We start from the raw sequence: 16,789 nt of genomic DNA on the forward strand, positions 1-16,789 counted from the left end.
CTAAGCGGGGGAAAAGCACTTTTTTGGTAGTTTCCCGACAGGAGATTTAAGAATTTCGTAACCTTGCTAAAACTAGCAACCCTGTAATAAAATAGTATTATCACAAAGAAATGAAAGTTTTGTGAAATCTTTCTGCTGAAAATGGAGGAAGCTACGATGTCTTTTGAGGTAAAAGTTGAATTTTGCATGATGTGAAACTACGCACCAAAAGCCGCGAGTTTCGCGGAGGACCTGTTTAATCATTTCCGTAAGGACATTACAAAACTAGAGCTCATACCTGCATCTGGTGGGGTTTTCGAAGTTACGGTAAATGGTGAAAAGATGTATTCAAAAGCGGAAACGGGCGTATTTCCAAAAAGCCCAGACATTATCGCAAAAATGGAAAGCTAAATATAGTAGTAAAGCCGTCTTGTAATAGACGGCTTTTCATTTTTATAAAGAGAGGCTACCTCTTTATCTCTATTAGACGATCTACCGGTGCTAACGTTTTTTCCTTATCAATAGAAATCTCTAGTACTTGATCGATTTTGTACGCAACAACCTCATGGGCTCTCACATCAAATGGCCAATCCACCTTCCTAGTTCGTATCTTTCCGCCACAATTGACAGAGATAACAACCGTATTCTCCTGAAGGGAAACGGTTGTTTCAGTGGATGGGTCTGGAATATCTGCTTCAATAATAAACTGTGTTCCTGATTCAAATATATCTATGCGAAAGGCAGTTTCGTCCAAAAAAGTTGTAAGCGGGTCCAAAAATAAGGTTTCTAACCATTTGTCGATTGACCGGGAGTCAGAATTCTTTTTTGAAGATGTCATCGCTGTGTTCCTCTCATGTAGTTGATAACTGTTATTATCGTATGAGAATTTTTTCTAGCGGTGAAACATGTTATACTAAACAGGCAAAATAAGGGCTGGAGGGTTAATTTTGAAGGAGTTTGTACGATATATACCACCGATTCATGAGCTTCAAAAAGACGATCGTTTTTCTACACTCACACAAGCATACGGAATTGACAAAAACGAAATAAGTCTGATTTTAAAAAATGTCGTCAATAGCATTCGCGAGCAATTACTTTCTGGTTGCTGGGAAGGGGATTTACCGGGAACCCAACCATTTATAGATCAGCTCTTTCAAGAAACAGAATATGAACTAATACACGCTTATCAATATACGATTAAAAGAGTCATTAATGCCACTGGAACCATCTTACATACAAACCTGGGCAGAGCGCGCCTCAGCCAGAACGCTATAAATCATGTCATTCAAACCGCCCAAAACTACTCTAACCTCGAATACAAGTTAGCAGAAGGAGAAAGGGGCTCACGACATGATCATGTAGAAGAGCTTATTAAACGATTAACTGGAGCAGAAGCCGCAATGGTCGTAAATAACAACGCAGCTGCGGTTTTTCTTATTCTACGTGCGCTAGCATTTCAAAAAGAAGTGATCGTATCAAGAGGACAACTGGTTGAAATAGGAGGTTCCTTCCGTATTTCCTCCATTATGGAAGAGAGCGGGGCAAAGCTCGTAGAAGTGGGAACAACAAATAAAACACATTTGTATGATTTTGAAAATGCTGTTAGTGAAGACACAGCGATGATTATGAAGGTACATACAAGTAATTTTAAAGTGATTGGATTTACAAAGTCAGTAGAAACATCCGATTTAGTGGATTTAGCAAAGAGTCATAAGTCTGTTATTTTTTACGAGGATTTAGGTAGCGGTGCACTATACGACTATAGTCAACATGGAATAGGGGAAGAACCCGTTGTGTCTGATGTTCTTAAACAAGGAGTAGACCTTGTTTCATTTAGTGGGGATAAGCTACTTGGTGGGCCACAAGCAGGGATCATTGCTGGTAAAAAGATATTTATCAACCAGTTAAAAAAACACCAACTTGCTCGCGTGCTACGAGTGGATAAAATGACTTTAGCAGCCCTTGAGGGGACTTTACTAGATTATAGTAAAGGGAAAGAAGCGATACAATCCATTCCTGTGGTACGAGATCTACTTGCCACAGAAAAAGAGGTACAAATACGAACCCACCAGTTTATTGACCGGCTAACACAACAAACAAGCGGCTATACAGTGACCAGCAAGGAGGCAACTAGCCAAGTAGGCGGAGGAACGATGCCAGACGTGGAGCTTCCTACTGAAGTTGTTCATATCAAAAGTGAGTCCATGACTGCAGATACACTAGCTAACCGTCTGCGAACCGAAAATACCCCTCCTGTTGTGGCACGTATTCAAAAGGATGAACTGCTATTGGATTTACGAACGGTGACAGTAGAAGAAGAGGATATGATTATTGATGCGTTAGTTTCCGTTGATAGGATGCTGTCAAAAGAGCTGTAGGGAGTTTCCTACAGCTCTTTAATTTATTACATATCATGTCCGGAGTTATGCTTTTGTCTCGTATGGTTACGGTTTTTCACCTTTTTTGAACCGCTTAGTGGCTCTGGTTGGCTACCGTTATTGTGACCTTTTGGTGCATTTTTACGCATGTCTTTTCCGTCATTTTTGTTCATTTTCATCCCTCCTATTGATAGGATGGAATCCGCAAGATTTTTTATACCGAATATTTTTATGGTTACCTGCACAATTTAACCTCAAGCAAATAAAGAAAGGAGAGGCTTACATGCCTTATAAAGAGGACAAACAACATGCATTTTTAGCTGCACAGCAAGGCGTTAATGAAGCGCAGGAGCTGTATAACGATATTGTTCAAGACAGTGCTAGCTATGGACATCAGTTAAAGCACTTGAAAAAAGAGGTAAACGAAGCGTATGCCCAAATAGAAAATGCACTTGAGGTGGCGTCTGAAACCCAAAGAGCACAGCTAGAAAGATTTCAACAAGATTTACAATCGATTGTCTCAGAAGTAAATATGACTGAGTAAGATAGATAAGCTGACTCGAGATAATCGAGTCAGCTTTTTGCACTATTGATTTTTCTTCCTCTTTTTATTATTTTTCTTTTGCATTTCGGTTAAAGGTTCGTTTGAAAATTCTTCATTATAACCAGTGCCAGCTCCTTGAGCGCTAGCTGCGTTCGTGGTTGGGATTATATGATTTGCTTTTCTTTTTGCCATTTCTATCACCTCCACTGATATTTTCACCAAAATGATATGGATCATACTGACAACGCTATCAAATCCCCTCAAGTGTAAATAAGGACACTATTTTTCCACCATAGCTTTACCTAAAACCTTTTTACTTCGAATCAAAAGTGTCACATCCATGAATTAAAGATTTAAATGATATAAAACAAGGCAATAGAAAATAACATAAGCACAACTTATCAAAAACAATAACTTTCTTGTTATTTACTTATATAAAAGGTTGTATTAAGATAATATTGAAAGAAAAGTTTGAAGAAAATTCATTTTATTCACTTTTCGACTATCAATCTATTGGTATATGAACATTGTAATGGGGGTAAATCATATGTCTAATCAAGATGTATTCCAATCCCGTAAGTCCTTTGAAATCGACGGGAAGCGCTATCACTACTATCATTTAGGAGCTTTAGAAGAAGCTGGAATTGGGAAAGTTTCTAACTTACCATACTCTATTAAAGTATTGCTAGAGTCGGTTCTTCGTCAGTATGATGGCCGTGTTATAACAAAAGAGCATGTTGAAAACTTAGCAAAATGGGGAACAAGTGATGTAAAAGAAGTAGATGTACCTTTCAAGCCTTCACGTGTTATCCTACAAGACTTCACTGGTGTTCCAGCAGTTGTTGACTTAGCATCATTAAGAAAAGCAATGGCTGATCTTGGTGGAGATCCAAACAAAATTAACCCAGAAAAACCAGTTGACCTAGTTATTGACCACTCTGTACAGGTAGATAAATATGGTACAGCAGACGCGCTTCAAGCAAATATGGATCTTGAATTTGAACGTAACACAGAGCGTTATCAGTTCCTTAGCTGGGCTCAAAAAGCATTTGATAACTATCGTGCGGTTCCACCAGCTACAGGTATCGTTCACCAAGTTAACCTTGAATTCTTAGCAGGTGTGGTTTTAACTAACCAAACTGCTGATGGCGAATTCGAAGCATTCCCAGACACACTAGTTGGAACAGATTCACACACAACGATGATCAACGGTATCGGTGTTCTTGGATGGGGTGTAGGTGGTATTGAAGCAGAAGCAGGAATGCTCGGTCAGCCTTCATACTTCCCAGTACCTGAAGTTGTTGGGGTTAAATTAATTGGAGAACTTCCAAACGGTGCAACAGCTACTGACCTTGCCCTTAAAGTAACACAAGTTCTTCGTAAGCAAGGGGTAGTTAATAAGTTCGTTGAATTCTTCGGACCTGGTGTAGTTTCGTTACCTCTAGCTGACCGTGCAACGGTTGCTAACATGGCTCCAGAATACGGTGCAACTTGTGGTTTCTTCCCAGTAGATGGAGAAGCATTAGAATATATGCGTTTAACTGGACGTACAGAAGAGCAAATCAAGCTTGTTGAAACATATTGCCAAGCAAATGGTTTATTCTTCGATCCAGAATTAAACCCTGTTTATACAGATGTAGTTGAAATTAATCTTGCTGACATTGAAGCGAACCTTTCTGGTCCAAAGCGTCCACAAGACTTAATTCCTCTATCTCAAATGAAGAAAGAATTCAATGAAGCGATTACTGCTCCTCAAGGCAACCAAGGCTTCGGTTTAACAGAGTCTGAAAAAGACAAAGAAGTAACCGTTACTTTCGACAATGGCGACACAACTGTTATGAAGACGGGCGCTGTGGCAATTGCGGCAATTACGAGCTGTACTAATACTTCTAACCCATACGTATTAGTAGGGGCTGGCTTAGTGGCGAAAAAAGCAGTTGAGCTTGGTATGGAAGTACCTAAATTCGTTAAAACATCTTTAGCACCTGGATCAAAGGTTGTAACAGGTTATCTTTCAGATTCTGGCTTACTACCTTATCTTGATCAATTAGGATTCAACCTAGTAGGGTACGGATGTACAACATGTATTGGTAACTCTGGACCTCTTAAGGATGAAATTGAAAAAGCAGTGGCAGAAAATGACCTTCTAATCACATCTGTTCTTTCTGGTAACCGTAACTTTGAAGGACGTATTCACCCACTTGTAAAAGGTAACTACTTAGCTTCACCACCACTAGTTGTGGCATATGCACTTGCTGGTACAGTAGATATCGATCTTCAAAACGAGGCGATTGGTAAAGATCGTAACGGAAATGATGTATTCTTTAAGGACATTTGGCCAACTACTGCTGAAGTAAATGAAGTTGTAAAACAAACGGTTACACCTGAACTATTCAGAAGAGAATATGAAAATGTCTTTGATGACAATGCTCGTTGGAACGAAATCCAAACTAGCAACGATTCTTTATACACGTTTGATGATACTTCAACATATATTCAAAACCCTCCATTCTTCGAAGGCTTAAAGCCAGATCCAGAAGAAGTAAAACCTTTAGCTGGATTAAAGGTAGTAGCGAAGTTTGGTGACTCTGTAACAACCGACCATATTTCTCCTGCTGGTGCAATTGGTAAAAACACACCTGCTGGAAAATACCTTCTTGAAAACGGAGTAGAAATTCGTGATTTCAACTCTTACGGTTCTCGACGTGGTAACCACGAAGTTATGATGCGTGGAACTTTCGCAAATATCCGTATCCGTAACCAAGTGGCTCCTGGTACTGAAGGTGGATTTACAACTTACTGGCCAACTGGTGAAGTAACATCTATCTATGATGCATGTATGAAGTATAAGCAAGATGGAACAGGCCTAATTGTTCTAGCAGGTAAGGACTACGGAATGGGTTCTTCACGTGACTGGGCAGCAAAAGGTACAAACCTTCTTGGAATCAAAACCGTTTTAGCTGAAAGCTTTGAGCGTATTCACCGTTCAAACCTTGTATTAATGGGTGTTCTTCCACTTCAATTCAAAGATGGAGAAAACGCTGATACACTTGGTCTAACTGGTAAAGAAACTATCGACGTTCAAGTGGATGAAAATGTAAGACCACGTGATTTATTAAAAGTTACAGCTACTGCTGAAGACGGAAGCAAGAAAGAATTTGAAGTTCTTGTACGTTTCGACTCAGAAGTAGAAATCGATTACTACCGTCACGGTGGAATTCTACCAATGGTTCTTCGTGAAAAATTACAAAACTAATTACTCAGACCGTGTAGCATTTAGCTACACGGTTTTTTTATAAAAAATAGTTGCTCAAATACAGAATATTGTTAAAATATAATAGCAACCAATTACAACATGATGAGGAGCAAGTGATGACTACTAACTTTATTCAATCCGTTACTTTTGACGACCAAGGTCGATTGCATATCCTAGATCAAACGAAACTTCCACATATCACTGAATTCATTGAAATGGAAACCGTAGAAGACACATGGGATGCCATTAAACAACTAAAGGTAAGAGGAGCACCGGCGATTGGGATCGCAGCCGCATACGGACTTGTATTAGCGGTAAAGGATGCACCGGAAGACCATTTTGATTCTTTTTATCAAGTGTTTAAAAAGCATCTGGATTATTTAGCTTCATCTAGACCAACGGCGGTAAATCTATTCTGGGCATTAAATCGTTTGGACGAGCTTGTGAAACAACAGCAAACTCAACCAATTAGCGAGATCAAAGCATCTTTAATAAAAGAAGCACATGAAATCCGTAATGAAGACGAAGAACTATGTCGTGCGATTGGAGAGCATGCCTTAACCCTTCTTAAAGATGGAATGACCGTTCTTACACATTGTAACGCAGGCGGAATTGCGACAGCGAAATATGGTACAGCCCTTGCACCCATCTACTTAGCTAAGGAAAAAGGGATGGATATTAAAGTTTTCGCAGATGAAACAAGACCGCTCCTTCAAGGTGCACGCTTAACCACTTGGGAATTAATGCAGGCTGGAGTAGATGTAACCTTGATTGCTGATAATATGGCAGCGATGGTCATGAAAAAGGGAATGGTACAAGCAGTTATCGTTGGTTGCGACCGTGTGGCAGCGAACGGGGATGCCGCTAATAAAATCGGAACGTACGGAGTAGCTTTGTTAGCAAAAGCTCACAATATTCCTTTTTATGTCGCAGCACCAACGCCAACAATTGACATAGAAACACCAACAGGAGAAGATATTCCAATTGAAGAACGTGGTTCAGAAGAAATCACTCAAGCGTTCGGGATTGAAACAGCTCCTCAAGGCGTGAATGTATTTAATCCAGCATTTGACGTAACACCACATGACCTCATCACGGCAATTATTACCGAAAAAGGTGTCATTAAAGGGAATTATAGTGAGGAACTAAAGAAATTATTTAATTAGTTTGCGTAAAGAGAGCTCCTGTAGCTCTCTTTTTTTATACTACTCAGGGTATAATAGTAGAAAATAAAAGCAAGGAGTTACACATGGAGACAATTGTTTTAGGTCCACTACTCATCCCGTATAAATGGCTGTATTTCTTATTAGCGGGTATAACTACATACATTACGGTAAAAATTACTTTAAAAGAGAACAAGTCTTTTTTTAAGATGTTTATGGATGAATTAACGAATGCTTTATTTTTATGGTTTCTCATATATAAATTTAGCATCGTCCTTTTTCGCCCAAGTATTCTATTCGAAAGACCCATTGAAATTCTTTATTTTTCAGGCGGTTCAAAGGGGATTCTATTGGGGACCTTTGTTTCTGTATTATTTTTTATCAGAAAGGCTTATAAAAACAAGTGGAGTGTGCCTTTAACAATACATGCTGCAGTATATACTCTCCTTACATTCATTATTTCTTATTGGATCGTTCATACGCTTTCTGCAATATTTTAAATCAATCATTTACATGGAGGGACATCATGCTTAAAAAAGTAACGTTAACGGTCTTCCTATTATCATTTATGACTTTTACACTTCCTCTTTCGATGGCGGAAGCAGCCCCAGACAATCTCCCAGGTTTACGGGTAGGAGAGAAAGCACCTGATTTTGAGTTAATGACTCTAGATGGAAAAACAGTAAAATTATCGGATTATCGTGGAAAAAAAGTGATCCTCAACTTTTGGGCAACTTGGTGTCCTCCGTGCAAAGCCGAAATGCCTGATATTCAAAAGTTCTACAATGAAGCTGATGACAATGTTGAAATATTAGCAATTAATATCGACCCTCAATACGATGTGAAGAAGTTTGTACGCGAAGCCAATGTCACATTTCCTGTTTTATTAGACAGCAAGGATGAAGTGAATAACCTATATAGAATTCTCACGATTCCCACTACTTATTTTATCGATGGTGATGGAATCATTCGTAGTAAGCATTTAAGTGTTATGACAATCGAGATCATCCGAGAGCATATCAAAAACATGTAATCTGCCTTTCATGAGGCAGATTTTATTTTGCAAGCGCTTGCACTTTATTAAATTTTCAAAAAGTTGTAATAATTTCGTGCACTACCGGGCATAATGACTGTTATAATAGGGATAAGGATGGTGAATACGTCATGAGAAAACCAAGAAAACGCTCTTTTGAGGAACTAGTAGCTGAAAACAAACTTCAGTTATTACGCGATCGAGAGGCTTTAGATAAAATCGAAGCAAAGCTTGAGGAAAAAAGACTAGGTAAAGCCGAATAAGGGAAGGATTCCCTTACATGTTTCTCTTCAAAAAAGCTGATACTTTTTAAAGAGGAGGGATAGTGATGGGAAATCCAAAAAGAAATTCCAAACCTTTTGTTCCAAGTCACCTCGGAACTCAACCACGTGGGTTCAGTGGCAACAATGGTAAAAAAATGAATGATACATCTGGCAAACATGCACAAGTCATTCAAACCAAGGGTGAGTAACCCAGTCATTCAAACCAAAGGCGAATAATCTATAATAAACCCGTCAATTAGACGGGTTTTATTTTTGTTAAAAAGAAAATAGAAACACCATTCGTTTCCTCTTTTATTTCTGATTCAAAAAGGCAAACCTATCTTTGTAACGCACTAATATGAATGAAGGAGGAATTAACCATGGTCAAAAACAAGCCAAATCCTGATGACAGAAGCGATAATGTCGAAAACATTCAATCAATAATTGTTCACACAATAGAAAATATGCAAGAAGCTGAAGCTGCTATGGAACATAGCAATGCTAAAGATGTTGCCGAAATTGAAGCAAAGAACGAAAAACGAAGAGAAGCACTTGATGCCCTACGTTCTGAAGTGAAGGAAGAAGCACAAGCTAGACAAAATGGGTATACTGAATAAAGAAGGGAAAGAGGCTGTATACGCAGCCTCTTTCTTCATGCCACGAGATAAATATGGTAATATAGAAAAAAATAAAGATAAAAAAGAAGTGATATTATGGAACAACAACTAGAACTACATACCCTGACACCTGAAGTCATTGATCAATGGGAAATAGAACTCCGCGAAACCGGATCTATAGAAGACGAGACAAAGATCATTCATGCCATTCATTCGCTTCATGAAAAGAACGATGCCCAATTACTTTCCAAATTACTTTCCATCGCCTCCCTTTCTAGAACAGCCAAACATGGGAAAGAGGATCATCTTAGCTTTCTATGGATGAGCAAAGCACTTAAGCTCAATCCAACTAACCAAAGAGCAAGTGAATTCCTAGCACAATTCGAGTGGAAGAAGAAAAAATCGATCCTCGATTCTCTGAAGTTTCCGACCATGCGTGAGACAGATAATCGAGCTGCTAAAAAGAAGGTTGCTGAAGACATTATCGCCATTTGCCAACATTTCTTATCAACAAGTGACGAACATATCGACGAATTGGAATCGGGGTATCAACTAGCCTATCGGAACCAAACGGGAGACCTAGTCAGTATTTACCGAAGCCTGATTGATACTCTTGTTGAAGTACAAGAAGTCATTGGGTCGATGTTAAAAGCAGCGGAAGAATACGATGAATCGATATCTGGAGTGTTTCATACAGCCGTTCACTTCCAAGACTTAAAGGGATCTCTCGAAGAGCTTGATCGCTTAAAGCAAACTTGGGACCAATTATTTGGGGAAGAGCAGTCGGTTCAGCAAAAGCAGTCCTTAGATACCCTTCAAGAAATGATTGGGATGAATAAGGTAAAAGAACGTGTTAACCAGTTATACGAATTTTTAAAGTACCAAAAAGAAAGAAAAAAACAGGGATATCAATCCAAAGATGAACAGAGCCTGCATATGATTATCACTGGAAATCCAGGTACAGGTAAAACTACCCTTGTTCGACTGCTAGCAAAAATTTACCACGAACTAGGGATCCTTCCTCGAGAAGAGGTCATCGAGACGGATCGGACACGACTCGTAGGAGCGTTTGTTGGTCAAACGGAGGAGAATGTTCGCCAAGCCGTCGAGCAAGCCAGAGGTGGTGTTCTGTTTATCGATGAGGCATATAGTCTGAAAAGGGAAGGACAGTCCGGTAATGATTACGGACAAGTAGCTGTTGATACCTTAGTTTCCTTAATGACAGGAAAAGAATACGGTGGGAAATTCGCGGTGGTGCTTGCAGGTTATCCAGAGGAAATGAGGCAATTCTTGGATTCCAACACTGGGTTAAAAAGTAGATTTCCTCGTTCCAATCATATACACCTAGATAACTATTCGACTGAAGAACTTTTAATGATTGCTGAAAAGTTTGCTCAAGATAACGATTATTTGCTCACACCTGATGCGAAGAAAGAGTTAGAGCACCGCATTGATATGGAGAAAGTTGACGACACGTTTGGAAATGCGAGAACTGTTCAAACACTCGTGCTCGATGCGATATTTAGAAAAGGATCGAAGAAACAATCCGACCGATCCGTTTTGGATTTTACTGTACTTGATAGAGACGATTTTGTCGCTACCACCGTTCAGGACGAAAAGAAGGCAGAGGAGGTTTTAGATTCACTCGTCGGACTAGACCATGTGAAAGATGAAGTGGGGAAACTCGTCTCGTTTGTACACATTCAAAAACTGAGATTACAAAGTGGCTTACCGATTTTGCCTATTCAATTACACTCTGTATTTACAGGAAATCCTGGAACCGGAAAGACAACGGTAGCAACGGTTTTTTCCAGAGCATTGAAGGAGATTGGTTACTTAAAGCGGGGCCACTTAATTGTCACAAGTAGAGCAGACTTTGTAGCCGGTTATGTTGGACAAACAGCCGCCAAAACAAAAAAGAAAATACGCGAGGCACTCGGGGGGGTATTATTTATTGACGAAGCGTATTCCTTACTTAGTAAATCCCCAGGAGATTTTGGGAAGGAAGCGATTGATACTCTCGTCGATGAGATGACCAAGCACAATGAAAACTTAGTTGTCATTTTAGCTGGTTATCCAAATGAAATGAAACAACTTCTCGAAAGCAATCCAGGCTTACAATCTCGTTTTAAAAAGTTTTTTCATTTCCATGATTATAAGGTAGAGGAGCTTATCGAAATCATGGTTTCTTACGCAACAAGCTATCATTATATCCTTGAAGATGACACCTTAGCCTTCATAAAAGAGGAGCTTGCTGGATTATCTGTGAGCGGAAATGGGAGATTTGCAACAAATGTTATTGACGAAGCCATTCAAGTTCAAGCTTTACGTATTTCAAAAGAGAAAGACTCCGATCTTTCACTTTTAAACAAAGACGATCTTAGAATGGCTTTGCACAAAGTAGGAAAAGGGGAATCATCATGCTAGTAGGAAAAAAAGAAATCGAGGTACGCTATGCAGAAACAGATCAAATGGGAGTTGTTTACCATGCAAATTACCTCGTTTGGATGGAGCTAGGTCGAACAAGTATCATTGAAGATCTTGGTTTTAAATATGCTGATATGGAGAAAGAAGGAGTTATTTCTCCTGTGATTGACATTCAAGCTTCGTATAAAAAACCAGTAAGATACGGAGAAAAGGCAATGGTCCATACTTGGATTGAAGAGTACGATGGGTTTCGGGTGACATATGGCTATGAAATTTTCACAGAGAGTGGAGATTTAGCTCTTAAGGGAATATCCAAGCATGTTTGCGTGATGCAAGAAACATTCCGCCCGATTTCCATTAGAAAGAAATTTCCCGTTTGGCACGAAGCATACGAAAAACACAAAAAGCAGCCGGTTGCAACCGAGTAAGAAGGAGAGAACCGATGGCTTTTGGCATTAAAAGAGAAGAATTACGAGCTTGGAAAAAGAAAATTGATTCTGGTGAAATTGCCTTTCTCACCCATTATTGGTTGGACGATCGCTTTCCCGATTGCAATACGGTAACAAAGGTTGGCTGTCGTGATCTTGATCAGTTAGCCAAATGGGGAGAAACCTACAATCTAAAACGAGAGTGGATTCACCATAGAGAAAATGGCTATTCTCATTTTGACTTATTAGGAGAACATCAAAAAAAAGTGCTGCTACATGAAAAAGAAGCAGCAACGAAATTATTTGAAAAATAAAGCTGATCCGCTTTGGATCAGCTTTTTACTCGTATCGAAAGACTGGTTCATTTGCTTGTTCGTTAAAATCGACGAATAAATCCTTACCATCAAAATACCATAAGTCTTTTTCTTCAATATAGTAATGAATATCGTCCTTAACCACTTCAAAACCAATCTGATGCGGTGTTTCCGAAGATACTCCTAATGAAAAGCCTTGCTGCACAGTACTACAGCCACCATAGCGAGCAAAAAATCGAACGTAATCTCCCTTATTTAACAGCATTTCTTCTTTATACCAAGCCGCAGCATGATCATTTACAATTATATTCATATTGAAAAACTCCTTCCGTATATCGAGTATTATAATGCAAATTGGACGGAATTGCTAAAAACTAGCTCGACAAAAGCTAATGAGAAAGTGCTGGAAATCCCCCTGCTAAAATAAAAGAAAGACAAGCACGGTCTGGTTTACTTTCATGATTCTACTACCATTCAATATTGCTTTTCTTTATTTTAACAAATAATTTTGATTGAGGGGTATGCTACATTGGACGCTTGGATAGGATGGGAGGGGAAAGAAAAGCAGTGTCCGAAAATAGACACCGCTCACTCATTTCAAATTATTAGTCATATGGGTTAGTATTTCATTGTACTTGCTTTCGGCGTTACTCATTCCAAAATTCCCGGCATCCTGTAAGGGGACCACCCGATAATTTTGAAGTCTTTGATTTGATACATAGGTTGGAAAGAAACCGGGCTCAGAAAGACGGATAGAAGTTCCATCAGTATTAATCTGCTTGGTTACACGTATAGAAGCCATACCGCCAATATCTTTATAATCTCTCATTTGCCCTGAAAGAAAATTCCCTAAAGAGTAGACAACTAGAGCTTGTCTCCCGTCAGAAGCCTTCAGCCATTCCATCGGTTGGAGAACATGAGGATGATGACCAAAGATAATATCTACTCCTTCATCCACAAGAAATTGAGCCAGTTCTTCCTGATCTTCGGTAGGGAAACGTTGATATTCGTTACCCCAGTGAATACTCATGATCGTAATATCAGCGGCTTCACGTGCGCGGTGGATTTCATCTTTCATGGCTTCCTTATCAATTAAGTTGACTAAATAGTCCTTGCCTTCAGGAATCGGCATCCCGTTCGTTCCATATGTGTACGATAGATAGGCCACCTTAATTCCGTTCTTTTCCATCATGGTTAACGTTTGCTGATCCTCAGCACTTGAGTATGTTCCAACACTAGGAATCCCAAGTTGATCTAAATTGGTTAGGGAAGTAAGAAGCCCTTTTTCACGTTTGTCTAATGAGTGGTTATTAGCAGTAGAGACAATGTCTACACCTGCATCTTTTATAGCGCTTCCAATTTCAACAGGACTATTAAACATCGGATAGCTAGAAATACCCAACTCGACTCCACCAAGTATCGTTTCTTGATTCGCTAACAAAATATCTGGTTGAGATAGTGTTGCTGAAACTTGTTCAAACATGGGGTGAAAATTGTATCCACTGCCAGTTTGAGCATCCTCATACACCCAATCATGAATAAGAATATCTCCAATGGCACCAAGGGTAATCGTTTGTTCATAACTTTTCGCTTCAACCCCAAGTGCACGAGGGGACACATTTTTTTCATTATGTACAACTGGACTTGCATTGGCACTCTCATACATGTTCATAAATAAGATTAAAGACGCGGTGATTAATGAACCTGAAAGAACGACTCCAACCCAGATATTGTTTTTCCGCTTTTTCTTTCTAACTTTCCTCATAACAACACCTACTACATACAGATTATTGGGAATCCATGTACTTTTTCGCTAAGATGGGAATCATAAAGTTGTCTTTTCTTCATTATGTCATAAACGCGTTACAATATGCGACAATTTTCTTGTTAGAGAGGAGCAAAAAATGTTAAAACTTACCCCACCAGCGTATCAAATTTTGCTATCTGCTGTTGAAAAAGAGAAAAAAACAGAAGAGGAAGTACTGTACGTTCGATTAACGATGGGAATTGGCTGAGGAGGTCCACAGTTAAAGCTTTCTCTGGAAGAGAAGCCATTACAGGAGGATCAAGTAATCCCTTTTCATGACCTTTATATCGTTATCCATCATCGGGATATGGTCTATTTTGAAAACACCAAACTTGACTACCAAACCGATGTCCTTGGAAAAGGACGTTTTCAAGTAATTAAGTTATAAAAAAGAGGTGATCCCCTAGGTTCTCCTCTTACACTGCTTTCTTAATCAAATATTTAAGCTTTCCTACAACCTCTTTTGTTTTCGTCGATAAAGGAGGTTGATTGATTAATAGAATCAACTGAATAATCACAAAAATCAAAGGGGATTTTTTATAAGCCAAATACTTCGGTTCCCAACTTGAAATGAATTTGCCTTTAAACTCTTGAAGACCCTTAAATTTATATAAGGCATTTCCATGTAAAAAGATATATCGTATCCATTTTTCAGATGTAATCGAGTATTTGCTTTGTCCAACATTGGCAAGCGGGGCCATGCCTAAGCTGCAATACGGATATCCATGTTCTTTAACCCATTGAAAAATATGGATAAAAAGCACATCCATTGTTCCGTAGGAGGAACTATTTGATTTTCTCATTAAATCAATCGTTACTGTGTCTTTATAATCTGTTGCTAATGTAGCAAAAGCGACCACTCGACCTTCCGCATTCGTTAATAGAGCAACCGGATACGAAGAAACATATTCCTCACTGAATGAGACAACCGAAAACCCTTTTTCCTTTTGGTCTCCTAACCATTCATCAGAAATAGCACGAAGCTCTGTAAGAAGGGTATGTGAATAGGGAGGAGTGATGACTCGAAAATGAAAGTTTTCTCTTGTAAATTTATTAAACTTTGTACGAAGCTTCGCCCCCTGTTTTCCTGCAAGAGAGAAGTTCTTTACATCCACAATGCCTTCCTCGCCAAGCTTCATAAACGAGAAGCCTGTTTCGTGATAATAGTGCATAAATCGAGCACTGATTTGATAAAAAACAGGTGTCAGACGGAGTTCATCACAGTATTCATGAAATTCTTTTATTGCATCAGCCATATAGGCCTCTTCACCGATGGGGTCACCTAATACTACCAATTTATCAGCAATTTTTTTATAGGCAATTAACACCTTTTCTTCTACTGCCCAAAATAACTCTTTATCGCGCAACAAAATTAAGTGTGAAGCATGATTTCCTCCATTTTCTTCTAAGAAGGAAAGTATTCGCTCATCCTTACGCTCTGTTTTACTAAGAGAGAACAGATTATTCGTCATATCGTTCGTTCCTCCTGATAAAATTCACCTCCATAAAGATACCATATTCCACTTAATAAGCGCGATAAAATTTTTACCAAACCATAAAAAACTGGATTTAAGTAAATAGGACTGTCATAATTGAGTAATACTTTATTTTCTAGGATCAAAATTTAATTGGAGACAGGATGAGAGAATGAAAAAAAATTTATATAACAGCGGAGAAGAAGTTAGCATAAAAGCGTCTGGTGAGTCTGTCGTCATCTCTAAATGTCAATATGTTAAAAACATGAAAAGATATTCCTATATTGTACAGGAATATCCAAATACCTTTTTCTTTGAAGATGAGTTAATCAAAGAGACATAACACAAATAAAAGAAAGGACCCATGAAAGCAGCTACACTTGCTCGTGGGTCCTTTCTTTTAATTTGACTATTAGTCGACATCTGTTGGAGAGGGCAGGGAAAATTGAAAGGTGGTTCCCACGTTTTTTTGGCTTTCAACGGTGATTAGTCCATCATGCTTTTCAATGAGCTTTTTGCAAATCGATAATCCCAAGCCTGTACCATAAGATTTTTCGGTATAAAAGGGAGTAAACAGTTGCGCAAGGGTCGCTTGATCCATCCCGGAACCATTATCTTTTACCATCACATGTATTCTTTTTCCTTGAACATTGGTTTCTAAAGTAATTTTACGGACTCGGTTATCTTTGACCTCCATTAGAGATTCAACGGCATTTTTCACTAAATTTACGAGTACTTGTTTTAATTCATTACGACAAACCTCTACCTTAGGAAGATCGGGATATAAATGAGTATAAAATTGAATTCTATTTACATTGGCCTCTCTTTCAAAAAGCAATTTCATTTCCTCCAATATCAAATTCACACACACTAGTTTTTTCTGAGGAGAAATGGGTGTATTTGAATTAGCATACGCGGTTAGTAACTCATCCGCACGATTGATTTCACTTATGGCGAGATCCGCATATTGTTCTTTTTCTATCATCACCAGGTATGGTTTCAATAATTGTAACAAGCCCTTCACGGTTGTTAATGGGTTTTTCACTTCATGAACCATTTCAGCAACCGTTGTTTCACACTTTTTCTTGTCGTCCGTCATTTCTCT

20 protein-coding genes and 1 pseudogene are annotated in these 16,789 nt (G+C 38.8%); 14 read left to right on the forward strand and 7 right to left on the reverse strand.

Annotation, left to right across the window (positions count from 1 at the left end):
* Positions 1 to 207: 207 nt before the first annotated feature.
* Positions 208 to 390, forward strand: a pseudogene (locus ACQ5H4_RS07420) (Rdx family protein); the annotation flags it as partial.
* Positions 391 to 445: 55 nt separating this feature from the next.
* On the opposite strand, the gene ACQ5H4_RS07425 reads toward ACQ5H4_RS07420, so the two are convergent.
* The gene (locus tag ACQ5H4_RS07425; protein ID WP_430774317.1) at positions 446 to 817 is read right to left on the reverse strand and encodes an Hsp20/alpha crystallin family protein; all 372 of its coding nucleotides are present in this window, start codon (positions 815 to 817) and stop codon (positions 446 to 448) included.
* Between the two features lie 109 nt (positions 818 to 926).
* Between ACQ5H4_RS07425 and selA the strand changes: the two genes are divergently transcribed.
* Positions 927 to 2,357 carry an L-seryl-tRNA(Sec) selenium transferase gene (gene selA / locus ACQ5H4_RS07430; protein WP_430774318.1) on the forward strand — a complete coding sequence of 477 codons (1,431 nt, stop codon included), beginning with the start codon at positions 927 to 929 and terminating at the stop codon, positions 2,355 to 2,357.
* Between the two features lie 26 nt (positions 2,358 to 2,383).
* On the opposite strand, the gene ACQ5H4_RS07435 is transcribed toward selA, so the two are convergent.
* On the reverse strand, positions 2,384 to 2,530 hold the full coding sequence (locus tag ACQ5H4_RS07435; RefSeq protein WP_119708486.1) for a small acid-soluble spore protein P: 147 nt from the start codon (positions 2,528 to 2,530) through the stop codon (positions 2,384 to 2,386).
* A gap of 110 nt (positions 2,531 to 2,640) precedes the next feature.
* On the opposite strand from ACQ5H4_RS07435, the gene ACQ5H4_RS07440 reads away from it, so the two are divergent.
* Positions 2,641 to 2,901 (forward strand): hypothetical protein, encoded by a 261-nt coding sequence (locus tag ACQ5H4_RS07440; protein ID WP_119708487.1) that lies wholly within the window; start codon positions 2,641 to 2,643, stop codon positions 2,899 to 2,901.
* A 42-nt stretch (positions 2,902 to 2,943) separates the two neighbouring features.
* On the opposite strand, the gene sspO is transcribed toward ACQ5H4_RS07440, so the two are convergent.
* A complete protein-coding gene (gene sspO / locus ACQ5H4_RS07445; protein ID WP_430774319.1) occupies positions 2,944 to 3,093 on the reverse strand; it encodes a small acid-soluble spore protein SspO in 150 nt (49 codons plus the stop codon).
* Between the two features lie 355 nt (positions 3,094 to 3,448).
* Between sspO and acnA the strand changes: the two genes are divergently transcribed.
* The 10 genes from acnA to ACQ5H4_RS07495 all read left to right on the forward strand — a co-directional run bounded on the left by acnA (position 3,449) and on the right by ACQ5H4_RS07495 (position 12,402).
* Positions 3,449 to 6,157: an aconitate hydratase AcnA gene (gene acnA, locus ACQ5H4_RS07450; RefSeq protein ID WP_430774320.1), complete on the forward strand. Its 2,709-nt coding sequence runs from the start codon at positions 3,449 to 3,451 to the stop codon at positions 6,155 to 6,157.
* A 116-nt stretch (positions 6,158 to 6,273) separates the two neighbouring features.
* Positions 6,274 to 7,323, forward strand: a complete 1,050-nt coding sequence (gene mtnA, locus ACQ5H4_RS07455; protein WP_430774321.1) for an S-methyl-5-thioribose-1-phosphate isomerase — start codon at positions 6,274 to 6,276, stop codon at positions 7,321 to 7,323.
* A gap of 83 nt (positions 7,324 to 7,406) precedes the next feature.
* Positions 7,407 to 7,820 (forward strand): hypothetical protein, encoded by a 414-nt coding sequence (locus ACQ5H4_RS07460; RefSeq protein WP_430774322.1) that lies wholly within the window; start codon positions 7,407 to 7,409, stop codon positions 7,818 to 7,820.
* 26 nt (positions 7,821 to 7,846) lie between these two features.
* Entirely contained in the window at positions 7,847 to 8,353 is a 507-nt protein-coding gene (locus ACQ5H4_RS07465) for a peroxiredoxin family protein (protein WP_430774323.1), read from the forward strand.
* A 131-nt stretch (positions 8,354 to 8,484) separates the two neighbouring features.
* Positions 8,485 to 8,616 (forward strand): FbpB family small basic protein, encoded by a 132-nt coding sequence (locus ACQ5H4_RS07470; RefSeq protein ID WP_066049346.1) that lies wholly within the window; start codon positions 8,485 to 8,487, stop codon positions 8,614 to 8,616.
* A gap of 65 nt (positions 8,617 to 8,681) precedes the next feature.
* On the forward strand, positions 8,682 to 8,825 hold the full coding sequence (locus tag ACQ5H4_RS07475) for an acid-soluble spore protein N (RefSeq protein ID WP_119708493.1): 144 nt from the start codon (positions 8,682 to 8,684) through the stop codon (positions 8,823 to 8,825).
* A gap of 171 nt (positions 8,826 to 8,996) precedes the next feature.
* Positions 8,997 to 9,233, forward strand: coding sequence for a small acid-soluble spore protein Tlp (tlp, locus tag ACQ5H4_RS07480; RefSeq protein ID WP_430774324.1), 237 nt, complete (start codon positions 8,997 to 8,999; stop codon positions 9,231 to 9,233).
* Between the two features lie 96 nt (positions 9,234 to 9,329).
* Complete coding sequence (locus ACQ5H4_RS07485) at positions 9,330 to 11,660, forward strand: AAA family ATPase (RefSeq protein ID WP_430774325.1); 2,331 nt, start codon at positions 9,330 to 9,332, stop codon at positions 11,658 to 11,660.
* Entirely contained in the window at positions 11,654 to 12,088 is a 435-nt protein-coding gene (locus ACQ5H4_RS07490) for a YbgC/FadM family acyl-CoA thioesterase (RefSeq protein ID WP_430774326.1), read from the forward strand. The genes ACQ5H4_RS07485 and ACQ5H4_RS07490 overlap by 7 nt, the downstream gene beginning before the upstream one ends.
* Positions 12,089 to 12,102: 14 nt before the next feature.
* Positions 12,103 to 12,402, forward strand: a complete 300-nt coding sequence (locus ACQ5H4_RS07495) for a hypothetical protein (RefSeq protein ID WP_430774327.1) — start codon at positions 12,103 to 12,105, stop codon at positions 12,400 to 12,402.
* Between the two features lie 25 nt (positions 12,403 to 12,427).
* Here ACQ5H4_RS07495 and ACQ5H4_RS07500 read toward each other — a convergent pair whose 3' ends face one another.
* The 3 genes from ACQ5H4_RS07500 to ACQ5H4_RS07510 all read right to left on the reverse strand — a co-directional run bounded on the left by ACQ5H4_RS07500 (position 12,428) and on the right by ACQ5H4_RS07510 (position 15,681).
* Positions 12,428 to 12,715: a HesB/YadR/YfhF family protein gene (locus ACQ5H4_RS07500; RefSeq protein WP_119708498.1), complete on the reverse strand. Its 288-nt coding sequence runs from the start codon at positions 12,713 to 12,715 to the stop codon at positions 12,428 to 12,430.
* 279 nt (positions 12,716 to 12,994) lie between these two features.
* The gene (locus tag ACQ5H4_RS07505; protein ID WP_430774328.1) at positions 12,995 to 14,167 is read right to left on the reverse strand and encodes a CapA family protein; all 1,173 of its coding nucleotides are present in this window, start codon (positions 14,165 to 14,167) and stop codon (positions 12,995 to 12,997) included.
* 458 nt (positions 14,168 to 14,625) lie between these two features.
* Entirely contained in the window at positions 14,626 to 15,681 is a 1,056-nt protein-coding gene (locus ACQ5H4_RS07510; RefSeq protein WP_430774329.1) for a phosphatidylglycerol lysyltransferase domain-containing protein, read from the reverse strand.
* A 175-nt stretch (positions 15,682 to 15,856) separates the two neighbouring features.
* On the opposite strand from ACQ5H4_RS07510, the gene ACQ5H4_RS07515 reads away from it, so the two are divergent.
* Positions 15,857 to 16,027, forward strand: a complete 171-nt coding sequence (locus tag ACQ5H4_RS07515; protein ID WP_162927768.1) for a hypothetical protein — start codon at positions 15,857 to 15,859, stop codon at positions 16,025 to 16,027.
* A gap of 69 nt (positions 16,028 to 16,096) precedes the next feature.
* On the opposite strand, the gene ACQ5H4_RS07520 is transcribed toward ACQ5H4_RS07515, so the two are convergent.
* Entirely contained in the window at positions 16,097 to 16,783 is a 687-nt protein-coding gene (locus ACQ5H4_RS07520; protein WP_430774330.1) for a two-component system sensor histidine kinase NtrB, read from the reverse strand.
* Positions 16,784 to 16,789: the final 6 nt, after the last annotated feature.

This window comes from Bacillus coreaensis, assembly GCF_050586445.1.
GTDB lineage: Bacteria > Bacillota > Bacilli > Bacillales > Cytobacillaceae > Robertmurraya_A > Robertmurraya_A coreaensis.